Raw genomic sequence first — 15002 nt, 5'->3', positions numbered from 1 at the left:
ACCGGGGGCGGCGGTGTCATCGAGGCCTTTCACAGGCGACCGAACAGGGCCGTCACCCCGGCTCCCGCCGAGTCCCTTCCACAAGACCCTACGCGGGCCCCGCAGTAAGGATGGTGCCCTAGTGACCGAGACGCTGCCGCCGCACGAGCTGCGCACCCTGTTCCTCTTCGAGTCCCTGGACGACGGCCAGCTCGCCGCCCTGTCGGCGGAGGGCCGGGTGGAGACCCGCGCCGCCGGCACTCTCGTCTACGGCGAGGGCGAGCCCGCCACCTGCTTCTTCGTGCTGCTCAGCGGCACCGTCGCGATGAGCAGGCGGGTGCAGGGCGACGAGGTCGAGGTGAGCCGCACCGGCCAGCGCGGCGTGTACGGCGGCGCCACCCAGTCGTACATCACCGGGGAGCCGCACCAGCTCTACCTCAACTCGCTGCGCGCGGTCACCGACGCCGAGTTCTTCGTGCTGCCCGCCGAGGTGATCGCCGAGTGCGTGCGCGAGTGGTTCCCGATGGCGATGCACCTGCTTGAGGGGCTGTTCATCGGCATGCGCGCCACCCAGACGGTCGTGGGCGAGCGGGAGCGGCTGCTCGCGCTCGGCTCGCTGTCGGCCGGGCTCACGCACGAGCTGAACAACCCGGCCGCCGCCGCCGTGCGGGCCACGTCCGCGCTGCGCGGGCGGGTGGCGGGCATGCGGCAGAAGCTCGCCATGATCGCCGACGGGCGGCTGGACGGCAGCCAGCTGCACGATCTCGTGGAGCTCCAGGAGGACGCGGTCAAGCGCGCCGCGTCCGCCCCCGAGCTGTCCCCGCTGGCGCGGTCCGACGCCGAGGACGCCATCGCCGACTGGCTGGACGACCACGACATCGTCGGCGGCTGGGACCTCGCGGCCACGCTGGTGGCCGGGGGCCTCGACGTGGAGTGGCTCGGCCAGATCGCCGGCGCGGTGGGCGAGGAGAACCTGGAGCCGGCGGTGCGGTGGCTCACCTACACCATCGACACCGAGCTGCTGATGGGCGAGATCGACGACGCGGTGAACCGGATCTCCAGCCTGGTCGGCGCGGCGAAGCAGTACTCCCAGCTCGACCGGGCCCCCTACCAGACCGTCGACGTGCACGACCTGCTCGACGCCACGCTGACCATGCTCCACGGCAAGATCCCGCAGGGCGTGCGCACGGTCAAGGAGTACGACCGGTCGCTGCCGCCGATCCCGGCGTACGCTGCGGAGCTGAACCAGGTGTGGACGAACCTCATCGACAACGCGCTCTGCGCGATGAACGGCGAGGGCACGCTCACCATCCGCACCTGGCGGAAGGACGGGCACCTCATCACGGAGATCGGCGACACCGGGCCCGGCATCCCGCCGGAGGTCCGGCCCCGCATCTTCGAGCCGTTCTTCACCACCAAGCCCGTCGGCGAGGGCACCGGCCTTGGCCTGGACATCTCCTATCGGATCGTCGTGAACAAGCACCACGGAGACATCCGGGTGGAGTCCACGCCCGGAGACACCCGGTTCCGGGTGGTCCTCCCCATCACCCAGGCCCCCCGCGACGACGCGCGTTAGGTCGTGCCTGATGCCCCGTACAGTGAGGGGCATGGGCATGGTCAGCACCGTCGGTCTCGTTCTGCACCCCGAGCGCGACTCGAAGGAGGCGATCGACACCATCGTCGAGTGGGCGCGCAACCGGGGCTGCCCGGTGCTGGGCCTGCCCGACGAGGTCGGGCGCATCGACTGCAGCGCGGTCGCGGTGGACGACCAGACGCTGGTGCGGCAGGCCGACCTGCTGGTCAGCCTCGGCGGCGACGGCACGATGCTGCGCACCATGCGCCTGATCGCCGGGCGGCCGACGCCCGTCCTCGGCGTCAACCTGGGCCGGCTCGGCTTCCTCGCCGAGATCGACGTCGCGGACCTCGCGCCCGCGCTGTCGGCGATCGACGAGCACAGGTACACGGTGGAGCCGCGCATGGCGGTCCGGGCGACCACCCACGACGGCCGGACGGTGACCGCCTTCAACGACATCGCGCTCGTCCGCATCCCCGGCGACGGGCTCGCCGCCGTGGCCGTCTCGGTCTACGGAGAGCCGTTCGTCCGGTACGCCGCCGACGCGGTGATCGTCTCCACCGCCACCGGGTCGACGGCGTACAGCTTCTCGGCCGGCGGCCCGATCGTCTCCCCCACCGTCGAGGGCTTCATCGTCGTCCCGGCCGCCGCGCACACGGCGTTCAACCGGGCGCTCGTGCTGTCCGCCGACGAGGAGGTGACGCTCGACGTGCTCCCGACGAGCGGACAGCTCGCGATGGAGGTCGACGGCGCCATCGGCGGCCACCTGTGCCCGGGCGACCGGCTCACCGTGACGGCGCTGCGCGCCGCGGCCCGCGTGGTGCGGCTCGGGACGACGACCTTCTACGAGCGGGCCCGCCGCAAGCTGCGGGTGAACGGCAGCGCCGAGGTCGACTAGGTCAGGCGGCGCGCAGCAGGTTCTCGATGTCGGCCAGCTCCTCCGGGCTGAGCGGCGGCGCGGCCAGGGCGGCGGCGTTCTGCTCGAACTGCTCCACCGAGCTCGCCCCGACCAGCACGGACGTGACCCGCCGGTCGCGCAGGATCCACGCCAGCGCGAGCTGCGCGAGCGACTGGCCACGCGCCTGGGCGATCTTGTCGAGGCCGCGCAGGGTGTCCAGCAGCCCGGGCGTGAGCCGGTCGCGCGTGAGGAAGTGGCCGATCGCCATCCGCGAGTCCGCCGGCACCTCGCCGTCGAGGTAGCGCCCGGTCAGCAGGCCCTGCGCCAGCGGCGAATAGGCGATGCAGCCCGCCCCGGACCGCTCCAGGACGTCGAGCAGCCCGTCCTCCGCCCAGCGGTCGAGCATCGAGTAACGCGGCTGGTGGATCAGGAGCGGGGTGCCCAGGTCGCGCAGCACCGCGGCGGCCCGCTCGGTCTCCTCCGCGGAGTAGTTCGAGATGCCCACGTAGAGCGCCTTGCCGGAGCGCACCGCCGTGTCGAGGGCGCCCATCGTCTCCTCGATCGGAGTGTCCGGGTCGGGGCGGTGGGAGTAGAACACGTCGACGTAGTCGAGGCCCATCCGGCTCAGCGACCGGTCGAGGCTCGCCAGCAGATACTTGCGCGACCCCCACTCGCCGTACGGGCCCGGCCACATGTCGTAGCCCGCCTTGGTCGAGACGAACAGCTCGTCGCGGTAGGGCCGGAAGTCCGCCCGCAGGTGGCGGCCGAAGTTCTCCTCCGCCGAGCCGTACGGCGGGCCGTAGTTGTTGGCCAGGTCGAAGTGGGTGACACCGAGGTCGAAGGCGCGGCGCAGGACGGCACGCTGCACGTCGAACGCGTGGCCGTCGCCGAAGTTGTGCCACAGGCCGAGGGAGATCTCGGGAAGCAGCACGCCGCTCCTTCCGCTGCGCCGGTACCGCATGTCGTCGTACCGGGCGGGGGCGGGGACGTAGGGGTGCGGGATCATCCGTGACCTTTCGCTCGTGCGGCCGGGACCGGTCCTTCACCGGCGCCTTCCAAGGACTACCAGGAAACCGCACGTGTCGACGGCCGCCCACCTTGGGGCCGCCGGCCCTCAGATCGGGTCCCAGGGAACCGACTCGTAGACCTCGGCCAGCGTCCGGGTGAAGTCGTCGTCCACAGGCAGCGTGACGTCGCCGATGCGCCCGACAGGTGCGACGCCGCGGGAGTTGGCCACGAAGGCCGACCGGTACGACGGCAGGTCGGCCAGCCGCACCGGCCCGCGCCGCGACCCGATCCCGGCGGCCGGGAGGCGTGCCTCCAGGAGTTGCATGGTGACGCCGCTGAGGCTGGGCGCGTCGGGCCACACGACCGACGAGCCGTCGAAGAAGCCCACGTTGGTGACGCCGCCCTCGGCGACGGTGCCGTCCGGACCGGTGAGCAGGACGTCGTCGAAGCCCTCACGCTCGGCGATCTTCCGGTGGTAGAGCTGCCCGAACCCGCCGAGGTGCTTGACGTGCGCGACGGGCCGCTCGTACGGCACCGGCTTCAGGCTCTGCGGCCCGGACGGCGGGGGCGCGGGCGGCAGCACGGCCACGAGGAGGCTCACCGCGTCCCGGCCCTCCGGCCAGAAGGCCATCATCCGCACGGAGGCGTCGCGCGCGTCGCCGGCGAGAGCGTGCCGGACGCGCTCGCGCACCAGGTCGCCGTCGAGTCCGGCGCCGAACAGCTCCCGGTTGGCGGCGTCGAGCCGGGCGAGGTGCAGGCCGAGCCCCTGGGCGCGGCCGTTCCTGACCTGCAGGGCGGTGAAGTGGCCGTAGTTGACGAGTGCGGGATGCCATAGCGCCTCGGCCGTGGGTGGGCGGCCGTCGATCTCGACCCGGAGGAACACGATCTCCACGCTACAGGGCCGCCGCCGACGGGGAAGGGGGGCACCCGCGGGCGCGCTCCGTCAGCGGACGCCCCGGGGGCGGAACTGCACGCTGATCCGGGCGCCGGTCACCGTGGACGACTTCGGGACCGCGTGCTCCCAGGTGCGCTGGCAGCTTCCGCCCATGACGATGAGGTCGCCGTGGCCCAGCTCGTGACGCAGCGCCGTGCCCCCGCCGCGCGGGCGCAGCAGCAGCGGGCGCGGCGTGCCGAACGACAGGATCGCGACCATCGTGTCCTCCACGCTCCCCCGCCCGATCGTGTCGCCATGCCAGGCGACGCTGTCCCGGCCGTCGCGGTAGAGGCACATGCCCGCCGTGACGAACCGCTCGCCGAGCTCCTTCTCGTAGTGGGCGTTGAGCAGGTCCCTGGCCTCGGCCAGCACCGGGTCGGGAAGCTCCTCGCCCTCGTCGTAGAACTTCAGCAGCCGGGGCACGTCCACGACCCTGTCGTACATGTGGACGCGCTCCGCGTGCCACGGCACCCCGTCGCGCAGCCGCTCGAAGAGCGCGTCGGCGCCCTGGACCCAGTGCCGCCGGACGTCGACCCAGGCGCCGCGCTCCAGCGGAGTGCGCCGCACCGAGGCGCCGAGCGGCCCCATGTGAACATCCTCGCCCCAGTCCAGCAGTGAGGCCTGAAAAGCCGTCATGAGTCCATTGTATTAGAACAACCATTCGATCATGATCGGCTCGCCCGCCACAGGGCGACCGCGAGCCAGACACCGCCGATCGCGAGCAGCAGGCCGTGGGCGACGCGCACCGCCGGCGACCCGAAGAACTGGGGGATGAACAGCGCCATCCCCGCGGCCAGCGGAGCGCCGCTCCACCGGGGCAGCACCTTCGAGCGTCCGGCGGAGACCGCGGCCAGGACGGCGCCGACGCCGAGCAGCGTGAGCCCGGACGCGAACATCGCGATCGCCACGGGGCCGAAGCGGAACTCGTCGACCAGCGCCAGCAGCGAGACGTCGCCGTCCCGCACCGCCCGCGCGCCGACGACGTTCAGCCCGAAGTCCTCCGCGCCGTAGTACGGCAGGGTCAGCCCGGCGCCGATCCAGGTCACCACCGCCGCCCGCAGGGCGAGGGGGCGGTCCAGCACCAGATAGAGGCCGAGAGTCCCCAGCGCGAGCAGGACGAACCCGACCATCGCGAACAGGTGCGCCGCGACCCAGGCGGGCGACGCCATCGTGGCGGCCCCGGACAGCGCCGTCTCGTCCCCGTACGGCCGGACCAGCGGATAGAGGAGGAACAGGACTCCGGCCACGAGAAAGGACAGCCCGGTCAACCGGGCACGGGCGGGCAGGGCGGCGTTCATAAGGGGCTCCATCGACGAGCAGGGGTTGAGACATCGCTCCGTTTCGAGAGCAATGCTCTCTCTTAGGAATAGCGATGTCAACACAGTCCCCTGCTCACGACTTCCCACCCCGGAGCCATCGGGCGCCCCCAGGCCCGCGCGGCGACGGCCCCGAAGCCCCTCGTACGCGTTCTCCTCACGCCGGTGATCCTCGACGCCGCACGGAAGGAACTGCGGCGACAGACGGGGCACAATGCGGACGAGAAGGAGATCGAACGCATCCTCCAGGCGGAGGTCCTTCGGTCCGATCTCCTCGCCTGACGGCACGACGGCCGCTGACCGCGCTCCGGGTTATCCGGCGGTGGTGGAGTCCGCGACGACCGGGGCGAGATCGGCGACGATCTCGGCGGTCACCTCCTCCTGAGCGGTCAGGGCGGCGGCGAGCCCGTCGGGGTCGTCGGCGTCGAGCGTCATCGCACACCCCCTCCGGATGGCTTCCAGGTCGACCGCCCCGCGCCTGGTGGCCCACCAGCGGCCGGCGTCCGACCGCCAGATGATCCAGCCGGCGTGGACTCGCGCGATGTCCTCCAACGTGGTCATGTCACCCATCTCCAACGGCTGCTCGCGGAAGTGGGCCAAGTCAAGCGCGTCCACGACGGCGGCGGTATCAGCCAGGAGACGTCCAATCACAGCCAGTAGCCACGCGAACACGGAAACTCCCGTAGTGTCAGCGTGTCACGCCGACGCAGCGTGCATGTGGTCGCGCGAGAAGCGGTCATGCGAGGAGGGGTGCGACATGCCGGCCAGCCACCGTCATCCGCCGAATCGCCGGCTCGCATGGGAACGCCTGCAGCGCGGGTGGTCCTACGAGGAACTGTGCGAACGCATCCGTACGGCCATGCGGTCATGCGGGGAGAAGGACACGGGCCTCACGGCGAACACCGTCCGCCGGTGGGAGACGGGCGAGCGGTGGCCGGACCCGCGTTACCGCAAGCATCTCGTGACGATTTTCGGCAAGTCCGCGAGCGAACTGGGACTGCTCACCCCCGACGAGATGGCCATGCGGCCCGTGACGGAGGTGGTGGACGAGATTGGGAGGCTGCTGAGCATGATCACCGCAGACGGCATCGACCGCTCCACGTTCCTGCGGAACCTCTTAGGCGCGGGCGTGCTCGCCCCGCTCCTCGGCGAGGGCGGCGAGCGTCTCCCGGCGGCGGTTGAGCGCGGGCGCGGAGTCGACGCCGAGTCGGCCGAGGCGTTCGCCCGGGTCGTCGACCGGCAGGCCGCGCTCTACTGGACCTCCCCCCCGGAGGACATCTTCCAGGCGTCGGTCGCCCACACCCGGCTCGGCACGAGCCTGCTGCGCGCCGCTCCGGAGGGAGCCGTGCGGCAGACGCTCGCCGAGGCGGCCGCGCGCTCTGCCCTGCTGTCCGGCAGGGTGGCCTTCTTCGATCTGGAGGAGTGCCACACGGCCGCGCGGCTGTTCCGGCTGGCCCTGTCGGCGACCCGGGAGTGCGGAGACCACCCGCTCGCCGCCGCCGTGCTCGCCCACGCGGCGTTCGTCCCCGGCTTCGACCGCCGCCGCTCCGACGCGCTGGGGTTGCTCGACGCGGCGTTCGCACACGCCTGGCACGGCGTCGGCCCGCTGACCAGGGCGTGGCTCCACTGCGTCGCCTCGGAGATCACCGCCCGGTGCGGCGAGCCCAGGGAGTGCATGCGGCACATCGACCGGGCCGACCAGATGATCGACACGAGCGGGGACGACCCTCCCTGGCTGGACTTCTTCGAGCGTGCACGGCTCGACGGCTTCGCCGGCTACAGCGCGCTCACCGCCGGCCAGCACGAGGAGGCGGCCCGCCGGCTGCGCACGGCGCTCGACCACCTCGGCCCGAACGGCGGCAAACAGCGCTCGGTGCTGTTCGCCGACCTCGCCGCCGCCCACGCCCCGGCCGACGGCGACCAGGCCGCCGAGCACCTCAGGCGGGCCGTCGAAGCGCTGGAGGAGCACTGGTACGCGATCGGCCATGATCGCGTCCGTGGGGTGCTGGACGCGCTGCCGCCCGCGGCGGCGACACGCCAACTGGGCGAACGGCTGACGGACCTCGGCCGCGCCCGGCTCTCCGAGCTCACGATGTGACCGCGGCCGCGCCGGCCACGATCAGCCGTCACTCCGGACGCCCGGGAGGCTCGTCGCCCGGCTGAGCTTCTCCCAGCGGTCCAGGTCGCCACGGAGCATCTCATGGTGGGCCCGGATGGCGTCCACCGCGTCGTCGCCGAGGGCGAGCCGCAGCGGGGGATCGTCGTAGCCGAGGACCTCAAGGATCGCCTGGGCGGCCTTGGCCGGATCCCCCGGCTGGGTGCCGTCCATCCCGTCCACGGAGGCCCTGGTCGCGCCCGTGGACACCCGGTAGGCGTCGATGGGCTCCGAACGGTGCATGCGGTGACCGCCGAACTCGGTGCGGAACGCGCCCGGTTCCACGATGAGCACCCGTACGCCGAAGGGCGCGACCTCGGCGGCGAGCGCCTCCGACAACCCTTCGAGGGCGAACTTGGCGGCACAGTAGGCGCCGAACCCCGGCATGCTGAGCTGCCCGCCCATCGAGCTCATCTGCACGATCGTCCCGCTCCCCTGCCGGCGCAGATGCGGCAGGACCTCCTTGGTCACGGCCGTCGCCCCGAAGAACATGACCTCCATCAGCGCGCGCAGCTCACTCATCGACAGTTCTTCGACGGCTCCCACCGATCCGTGACCGGCGTTGTTCACCACCACGTCGATCCGGCCGAAGGCGGACAGGGCGCCGGCCACCGCCGCGCCGATCGACGTGGCGTCGGTGACGTCCAGCCGGGCGACGCGCACGCGGTCGCCACCCGTCTCCACCAGGTCCGCCAGCGTCTCGACGCGCCGGGCGGTCGCCACCACCCGGTCCCCCGCCGCCAACGCGGCTTCGGCCAGTTCCCGGCCGAAACCCGCCGAGCATCCGGTGATCAGCCACACCCGTCCGGTCATGGTCCCACTCCTCGTGTCGTGATCAGTGGGACCACTCTGGGCCGCGCGAGGCCCGCCCGGCCAACACAGGTTCCCTGCGCGGTTACAGTCAGGTCCTGTGACTCCCGAGCTGCGCCATCTGCGGTACTTCGTCGCCGTGGCCGAGCATCTGAGCTTCACCGTCGCCGCGCGGGAGCTGCACATCGCCCAGCAGTCGCTGTCGCAGCAGATCGCGGCTCTGGAACACGCCCTCGGCGCGCGCCTGTTCGACCGTGACACCCGCGGCACCCGCCTGACCGAGATCGGCCGGGTCTTCCTGCCCGAGGCACGCGCCGTCCTCGACCGGGCCGACGCGGCGCTGCAGGCGGCCCGCCGCGCTGTGCGAGGGGAGACCGGCAGGCTCCGCCTGGCCTTCCTCGTCTCCACCGCGAACTACATGATGCCGCCGGTCGTCCGCGCGTTCCGAAGGCGGTACCCGGACGTCGAGCTCGCCGCCGAGGCGGTCGGCATCGCCGACCTCGTGGCGGGCCTGCGCGAGGACCGGTACGACGCGGCGTTCACCCGTCCGCCGCTCGTGGACGACCTGGAGACCGAGGCGCTGGTCTCCGAGCCCGTCTGCGCGGTCCTGCCGACGGGCCACCCGCTCGCCGGACGCGCCGGGCTACGGCTCGCCGATCTGGCCGCCGAGCCCTGGGTGCTCACTTCGCGCGGCTCCTGGCCGCCCTGGCACCTCAAGTACGACGACGACTTCCGCACGGCCGGCTTCGAGCCCAGGGTGGTGCAGCGGGCCGACGGCGTGCCAAGCCTGCTCGGCCTGGTCGCCGCCGGAGTGGGCGTGACCCGGCTCGCCCGGTCGGCGCACAGCCTCAGGCGTACGGGCGTGGTGTTCGTGCCCCTGGCCGGCGACCGGGCCGAGACCGTCGTGGCCTGGCCCGCCACGCGCGACCGGCAGGTCGTCCGCAACCTCCGCGCCGTGGCCGCCGAACTGGCCTCCTCGATCGACCTCACCGAGGCGGGCTGAGCCGTCAGTCGCCGTTGTGCTTGCGGACCAGGGCGGGTAACTCGTCGAGCGAGTCGACGTGGAACAGGCACGCCCGGGCCACCGACTCGTCCTTGAGGACGTGGCCCCAGGGGCCCCGCCGTACGAGGGCGGTGCGCAGCCCGGCCCGCTGCGCGGGCCGGATGTCGTTGTCGATCCGGTCGCCCACGTAGAGAACCGACCCCGCGGGACAGCCGGCCTCCGCCACCACGCGCTCGAAGAAGGCCGTGGCGGGCTTCTCCACGCCCCAGCCGTCGGAGGTGCCGATCACGTCCACGGGCAGGCGGAGGGCGCGCAGGATGCCCTCGGCCCGGGCGGTCTGGTTGCCGGCGAGCCCGACACGCAGCCCCATCGCCCGCAGTTCGGCGAGGCACGACCGCGCGTCGGCATAGAGGTTCTCCTCGCCGAACGTCTCGGCCTGCCCCTCGCGGGCCCGGCGCTCCCGTTCCGCGTGGAGGTCGAACCCCGGCCGGAAGTGCTGGAAGGTCTCCCGGTAGTCCCCGCCACGAGCGATGACGGCGCCGAACACGGCGGAGAAGGTGTGCCGTGGCACTCCGAGCCAGTCGGCCCAGGTGCCGTACTCCCGGGTCTCGTCCACGAGGGTCTCCCCGACGTCGAAGAAGACGGCCTCCAGCCGCATCGGCACCTCCAGTCACTCGCGTTTCGAGAACGATACGCGGACGCCGGGGTTTCACTGCCCTCGAAGGGCGGCCGGAAGCGTCACGAGGCGCAGCCGTACGCGCCGCGAGCCGGACGGCATGACGGAGAGTGTTCGAGTTGTACGAAAACTGTGACGACGGAGCCTTGATCGGCCAAACTGGATGCCGCACAACCCCCAGAAAAGGCGATGGGGAGCGGCCCTTCCGGGCGGCTCCCCTGCCTAAGTTCTCTTGAGAGTACTTCCCCTGCGCGCTGTGCGCAACCGGTAACGCAGCGCTCACGAGTCTAGGCCAGAAGGAGCACGTCACCGATGGAAGCCGTCAGCGGCAGACCGACGACGAGTGTCGTGGTGAACGCCCGGGTTCAGGAACTGCTGGAGTCCTGGCGGCCCTGGCATCGCCGCCTGTGGGACGTGGGCACCGTGCTCGCCCTGCGCGAAGCCGTGGAGGCGGCCGACTGGACCGGGCGCCATGTTCTCTCACAGGGGTCTCTGGCCTGGTACGCACGTGAGTCACTGCTGCGGAGGCTCAAGACCGACAGCGCACTGGGCGACGGGCAGATTCGCCGGCACATCCACTCGACCTGCCTCCGACCGATCAGGCCGGGGGCCCGCAGCCAGCGTGGCGAGCAAGTCGCCCCATTGGTTGTCCAGGGAGGAGGTCAGTCACCGGCTGGGAACCGCTTACCCTCACATCGAGCATGTGCGGGCGAGTGGCGGGCTGCTCTTCCGCGTACGGGCGCGTGACCATGTCTCGGCGGTGCAGCAGGTGACCGAGCTGTTCGACCGGGTGCGCAACAGGGTGCGGTATCGGCGCGGGCAGACGGCGCTGGACGTCTATCCCAAGGTGTTCCTCACCGGCCTGGCCGACCCGCAGGACTTCCGGCGGGGCGATCCGGCGGTGACCGTGCTCTCCCTGGAACGGGTGGGCGTGCTCTACGATCTGCCCGACTCCGGCGCCCACGGCCTGCGCATCGACGACGCGCTCGAACTCGCCGCGCCGCTCACGGAGAGCTCCCCGAGCACCGCCGTCGCCGGAGCGTGGGCCGCGATCGAGTCACTGCTCTTCTGCGACACCGACGAGGCGGACCGCGAGGAGGGCCGGGCGGTGGCCGCGGATCGCGCCGCAGCCCTGGTGACCGCCGGATGGCCGCGCGCCGAACTGACCGCGCTGAGCTACGACCCCCGCATCCGCGAGGCAGACCCGCGGCTGCGACGCGACCTCGACGCGATCGGCGGCAACAACCGGGAACGGGTGCGGCGCATGGTGCGGTGGCTGGCCGCCGATCCGGTCGTCCACGTGGACGATCCGGTGACGACGGCGGCCCTCGGGCGGATGCGCGAACTGGCCGCCGCGCCGTCCGTGACGCTGGGCCGGGTGGAGCGTTATCTGCGCGGCTGCTTCCGGCGCCTCTACCGCCAGCGCAACATCGTGCTGCACGGCGGGTCGACCCGTTCCATCGCGCTGCCCTCGACCGTACGGACGGCGGGGCCTCTCGTCGGGGCCGCGCTCGACCGGCTCGCGCACGGTCACGCGGTCTCCGGAGTCGCCCCGCTCGACATGGCCGGCCGCGCGGAGCTGGCGTTGCGGGTGGTGGAGGACGCCGACGGCTGGGGCCTGCACGAACTACTCGGCGCCTGAGACCGCCATGAGGCCGTCTGACCATTTACTTCCGGTAATCGACCAGATTAAATCTTTATTTCCAGATCCATGGTGGTCTGGGTCACAAGCGGTGTCGTGCCAGAGCGTACGAGGAGTGATGCCCGGTGATGTTCGCACTGGTGAAGCGGATGGCCTGCGCTCTCGGCCGGGGATTCGTACGGCTCGGGCGATACTGGGCCGCCCAGTTCGGCGTCCCCGGCGCGGTGCTGTGGTCTCCCGAGCCCGATCCGGTACGGGAGTTGGACGAGGCCGAGCACTGGGACTGGTCGATCCCCTACCTCTGGTACGAGGCCTCCCAGCACTGACGCAAGCCGTTCCGGTGCGTCCGGCGGTCCGCCGCGGAAGCCCCGCGACAGGCGGTCAGGCGCGGTGTCCGCTGATCTCCGCCCGGTAGCGGACCTCCCCGAAGCCGGCGCCGCCGTACCCCACGATGTCGACGGTGCCCGAGAGGTCGCCGCCGTCGTCGATCGTGATGGACATCTCCCCCGACACCGGGGCGTAGAGTCCGGCCGCCAGGCCGGATCCCGCCGTGAAGTTGTTGCCGAGCGTGGCGGCCACCCGCTCGTCCGGCCGGACGGTGACCGTCCGGCCGTCCGTCTCGACGTACGCCAGGTCGATGTGGGCGGCGGAGGCCCCCGGATCGCATCCGGAGTTGCTGCCGAGCCAGATGGCGCCGGGTTCCGGCTGAGCCGCCGGGAAGCCTGAGACCAGGCAGACGTCCACGGCGTTGACCTCGTTCGTCGTGCCGACCTCGGAGATCGTGTCCAGCACCCGCACCGTCCCCTCACGCTCGAAGTCCGCCCACCCGGCGGTGCCCGTGATCGTCACCTCATAGCTGCCGCCCGCCAGGCCCGTCTCCCCGGACTCGTCCTCTGTCTCGTCCTCTGTCTCGTCCTCGGTCTCGTCCTCGGTCTCATCTTCGGTCTCATCGACCTGCGACGTCTCCGGCTCCTCGGTCTCCGGCTGCGTGGTCTCCGGCTCCGCGACCTCGGGCTCGGTGGCGAGCGCCGCGGGCTCGCCGGTCGCCGGGACCGTGACCCCGGGTACGGCCACCGCGGACGCCGACGGGGCCGGTGAAGCGCCGCGCTCCTCCGAGGCGCAGGAGGACAGCACAAGGGTGAGGGCGACGGCGAGAGCCCCTCGGGCCGATACGGCTCTTCCTCTCCCGCTCCGAGCACAGGTCATCACCGAGTCCTCCTCGTTCACCACGTGTCGTCCGATCGGGCCTCCAGCATGCGGCGGCCGAGATCGGAGGACCCCTGATAAAGGCGGGTTGTCGCGCACGCCGAGCCGGCGTGCCGCGCGATGGGCTGTCCCGGGGACCGCCGCAACCAAAAACCGGATTTATGGGGTGTCTCGCACGCCTGCCTCCCGCACTCTGAGACCTGATCGAGCCAGACGGCACCGTGAAGGGAGGGGTCACGGCCAAATGGCGAAGGAAGCGGACCCGGGGCAGGCCGGGGAGGCCGGCGAGGCCATCACCTGTGAGAAGGCCCGGCGAGCCGGCGTGGCCGACGGAGAGAAGAAGGCGTACTACAAGATCTTCATCGAGGACCCCTCGTTCGAGCCTCCCGCCGTTCAGCGCATCATCAAGCAGTTCGACTTTCGGCAGTCGGAGCTTCTGAACGAGCGGGCGAAGGCCCTGGGGCTGATCGAACGGCAGGCGCAGGGCGCGCTGGTGACCCTGAGCCAGCAGGTGAGCGAGGTTCAGGCGATCAGCGCCGGTCTCAACCCCGACCTCCTCGTGTTGGAACGCGCCAGCGTGCCCCACCGAGGCGAGTCGTGGGACGAGGTGAGGTTCCTGACGCCGGAGGAGGCCGTCCGGATGCGGCTGGAGCAGAAGATCCGGAAACACAATGCGGACATCGAGGGTCACGTGACCCTGCTGACCACCGCGGACAACAACTGGCTGCAGACGTGGTCGTGGTACCAGGAGGAGGCGCGCAAGGCTCTGCACGCGGCCGAGACCCTGGTCAGCTGCTACCTGGGCGGCCTCCTGAGCACCCACGAGAACGCCGGTGAGATCGCCCGGAGGTGGCGGCCCCGGCGGATCGAACTCCGCGACGACTGGTTCGAGGACCCGCGGGCCCGGCTCCGGGCCGCGATCCCGAGAGGCGTCCGCGACAGCGCCGACCAGGCCTGGGAGCAGTGGCTCGACCTGTGGCGGCGTGACCTGAACCCCCGCTCGATCGAGAGCGGCGACCACCACCACCCGGATCGGTGAGCACCGTGAGCACAGCGAACAGTCGTCCCCGGCGCGCCCGCGCGGCACTCGCGGCACTCGCCCTCGCCGCCCTGTCGGCCGCGGGCTGCTCCTCCGATGACAGGCAGACGGCGTCCTGCGGCGTCGTCATGGACATCACCGGCTTCCGCGGCTACCAGGTCTCGAAGTCCATCGTCGACCGGAACCTGCCCGGGTTCCTGGACGGCTGCGGATGGGTGGCCTACGCCGCGATCACCGGAAACTCCGAGGGCTCCCCGTGCCAGGAGGCGCCCATACCGCTTTACGCCGACACGAAGAACGAACTCACCGACAGGAGAGTCCACCAGAAGCTGCTCCAGGAGGCCGCGGCACGGGCCGAACGCCTGCGGACCTGCGCCCAGGACGACGCCAAGGGGTCCGACGTCCTGGGCGGGCTCCGCGTGATGGCCGACCGGCTGGCCGCCGCGCCCGACTCCGGCGGGGAACGCAGGATCGCCGTGTTCAGCGACCTGATGAGCAACACGGGGGGTCTCGACCTGAGCGCGTGCGACGTCGGCGGTGAGCCCGCCCGTACGAGCATCGTGACCGGTTTGAAGGACAAGGAGCTCATCGCCGATCTCGGGGGCTCGGCGATCGACGTCTACGGCTTCAACCTGCTGTCCGAGCGCCGGCCGGAATGCGTCCCCCCGCTCGAGTCCCTGTGGAAATCGATCTTCGCCACGGCCGGTGTCGGCGCCTCGAACCTGACCATCCATTAGCGATCCCCGCATGCCTCCCCGGAGGA

Annotated in this window: 16 protein-coding genes; 8 read left to right on the top strand and 8 right to left on the bottom strand. The window is 71.7% G+C overall.

Going from position 1 to position 15002, the window contains the following annotated elements; translation table 11 throughout:
• Positions 1–121: 121 nt before the first annotated feature.
• Complete coding sequence (locus HHX33_RS17180; RefSeq protein ID WP_182881431.1) at positions 122–1555, top strand: ATP-binding protein; 1434 nt, start codon at positions 122–124, stop codon at positions 1553–1555.
• Between the two features lie 31 nt (positions 1556–1586).
• Entirely contained in the window at positions 1587–2450 is an 864-nt protein-coding gene (locus HHX33_RS17175; RefSeq protein ID WP_182875462.1) for an NAD(+)/NADH kinase, read from the top strand.
• Position 2451: 1 nt separating this feature from the next.
• Here HHX33_RS17175 and mgrA read toward each other — a convergent pair whose 3' ends face one another.
• From mgrA to HHX33_RS17150, 5 genes are all read right to left on the bottom strand, one after another.
• Positions 2452–3456, bottom strand: coding sequence for an L-glyceraldehyde 3-phosphate reductase (gene mgrA / locus HHX33_RS17170; RefSeq protein ID WP_182875461.1), 1005 nt, complete (start codon positions 3454–3456; stop codon positions 2452–2454).
• Positions 3457–3564: 108 nt separating this feature from the next.
• Positions 3565–4341 carry an aminotransferase class IV gene (locus HHX33_RS17165; RefSeq protein WP_220501876.1) on the bottom strand — a complete coding sequence of 259 codons (777 nt, stop codon included), beginning with the start codon at positions 4339–4341 and terminating at the stop codon, positions 3565–3567.
• A 60-nt stretch (positions 4342–4401) separates the two neighbouring features.
• Positions 4402–5028: an alpha-ketoglutarate-dependent dioxygenase AlkB gene (locus HHX33_RS17160; RefSeq protein WP_117408481.1), complete on the bottom strand. Its 627-nt coding sequence runs from the start codon at positions 5026–5028 to the stop codon at positions 4402–4404.
• Positions 5029–5057: 29 nt separating this feature from the next.
• Positions 5058–5690, bottom strand: coding sequence for a hypothetical protein (locus HHX33_RS17155; RefSeq protein WP_182875459.1), 633 nt, complete (start codon positions 5688–5690; stop codon positions 5058–5060).
• A gap of 330 nt (positions 5691–6020) precedes the next feature.
• Positions 6021–6323: a hypothetical protein gene (locus HHX33_RS17150; RefSeq protein WP_259402553.1), complete on the bottom strand. Its 303-nt coding sequence runs from the start codon at positions 6321–6323 to the stop codon at positions 6021–6023.
• A gap of 142 nt (positions 6324–6465) precedes the next feature.
• Between HHX33_RS17150 and HHX33_RS17145 the strand changes: the two genes are divergently transcribed.
• Complete coding sequence (locus tag HHX33_RS17145) at positions 6466–7806, top strand: helix-turn-helix domain-containing protein (protein ID WP_182875458.1); 1341 nt, start codon at positions 6466–6468, stop codon at positions 7804–7806.
• Between the two features lie 21 nt (positions 7807–7827).
• Here the strand turns inward: HHX33_RS17145 and HHX33_RS17140 are convergent, their stop codons facing one another.
• Positions 7828–8676 (bottom strand): oxidoreductase, encoded by an 849-nt coding sequence (locus tag HHX33_RS17140; RefSeq protein ID WP_182875457.1) that lies wholly within the window; start codon positions 8674–8676, stop codon positions 7828–7830.
• 97 nt (positions 8677–8773) lie between these two features.
• Between HHX33_RS17140 and HHX33_RS17135 the strand changes: the two genes are divergently transcribed.
• Complete coding sequence (locus HHX33_RS17135) at positions 8774–9676, top strand: LysR family transcriptional regulator (RefSeq protein WP_182875456.1); 903 nt, start codon at positions 8774–8776, stop codon at positions 9674–9676.
• Positions 9677–9680: 4 nt separating this feature from the next.
• On the opposite strand, the gene HHX33_RS17130 is transcribed toward HHX33_RS17135, so the two are convergent.
• Positions 9681–10334 carry an HAD family hydrolase gene (locus HHX33_RS17130; protein ID WP_182875455.1) on the bottom strand — a complete coding sequence of 218 codons (654 nt, stop codon included), beginning with the start codon at positions 10332–10334 and terminating at the stop codon, positions 9681–9683.
• Between the two features lie 721 nt (positions 10335–11055).
• Here HHX33_RS17130 and HHX33_RS17125 point away from each other — a divergent pair.
• Together HHX33_RS17125 and HHX33_RS17120 are read left to right on the top strand one after the other, a co-directional pair.
• Entirely contained in the window at positions 11056–11994 is a 939-nt protein-coding gene (locus HHX33_RS17125; RefSeq protein ID WP_182875454.1) for a hypothetical protein, read from the top strand.
• A gap of 128 nt (positions 11995–12122) precedes the next feature.
• Positions 12123–12320: a hypothetical protein gene (locus tag HHX33_RS17120; protein WP_182875453.1), complete on the top strand. Its 198-nt coding sequence runs from the start codon at positions 12123–12125 to the stop codon at positions 12318–12320.
• Positions 12321–12375: 55 nt separating this feature from the next.
• Here HHX33_RS17120 and HHX33_RS17115 read toward each other — a convergent pair whose 3' ends face one another.
• A complete protein-coding gene (locus HHX33_RS17115; RefSeq protein WP_182875452.1) occupies positions 12376–13068 on the bottom strand; it encodes a hypothetical protein in 693 nt (230 codons plus the stop codon).
• A gap of 376 nt (positions 13069–13444) precedes the next feature.
• Between HHX33_RS17115 and HHX33_RS17110 the strand changes: the two genes are divergently transcribed.
• A complete protein-coding gene (locus HHX33_RS17110) occupies positions 13445–14239 on the top strand; it encodes a hypothetical protein (RefSeq protein ID WP_182875451.1) in 795 nt (264 codons plus the stop codon).
• A 5-nt stretch (positions 14240–14244) separates the two neighbouring features.
• On the top strand, positions 14245–14976 hold the full coding sequence (locus HHX33_RS17105; protein WP_182875450.1) for a hypothetical protein: 732 nt from the start codon (positions 14245–14247) through the stop codon (positions 14974–14976).
• The last annotated feature ends 26 nt before the right edge of the window (positions 14977–15002 follow it).

The organism is Microbispora sp. H10670, assembly GCF_014161385.1.
GTDB lineage: Bacteria > Actinomycetota > Actinomycetes > Streptosporangiales > Streptosporangiaceae > Microbispora > Microbispora triticiradicis.
This window is presented reverse-complemented; position numbering and strand designations above follow the sequence as displayed.